This is a genomic window from Streptomyces sp. NPDC127092, assembly GCF_042722475.1.
GTDB lineage: Bacteria > Actinomycetota > Actinomycetes > Streptomycetales > Streptomycetaceae > Streptomyces.
Window position 1 is genome coordinate 1 of record NZ_JBHXFE010000322.1, and the last position, 619, is coordinate 619.

Genomic DNA, 619 nt, shown 5'->3' on the forward strand with positions numbered 1-619 from the left:
GGCACGCAGCACGGATGCGAGGCCGTAGTCCCCGAACCGGCGCACGGTGAGCACATGGGTCAGGACGAACTGGTACACGTACGAGACGGACGAGGCGACCGCGACCCACAGGGCCATGGACCACAGCGGCAGCAGCATCGCGCCCGCCCACGAGAGCAGCAGCATCAGGAGCGAGCCGCTGACCTGGACCACCATCGGCACCTTGGCGTCCTCGGCGGCGTAGAACACGCGCAGCAGGTAGAAGGAGCCCGAGCGGAACGGGATGGACAGCGCCAGCGCGAGCAGGACCGAGCCCACCGCGACGCCGGCCACCATCGCCGTCTCGGCCGTCGAGCCGAAGACGCGGCCCAGGGGGCCCGCCAGGACCACCACGCCGGCGAGGCAGAACATCAGCGGCACGGTGAACGCGCGCAGACCCTGCGCCGTCGTGCGCCGCACCGCGGACATGTCCTGGCGGCCCATGGCGCGGGCCAGCCGGTTGAAGAGCACGGTGGCCAGGGAGAGCACGAACACCGAATGGGGCAGCACGGCCATCAGCATCGCCATGTTGTACGCGGCCACACCGGGGATGGCCGCCTGCGCCATCTCGGCGCTCCAGGTCTCCGTGCCCGGGATGCGC

At 71.2% G+C, this 619-nt stretch carries 1 protein-coding gene; it reads right to left on the minus strand.

The features are described 5' to 3' along the window. Positions 1-619 (minus strand): lipid II flippase MurJ (locus tag ACFWJO_RS40075; RefSeq protein ID WP_386873266.1); only part of this gene is annotated, 619 nt, incomplete at both ends.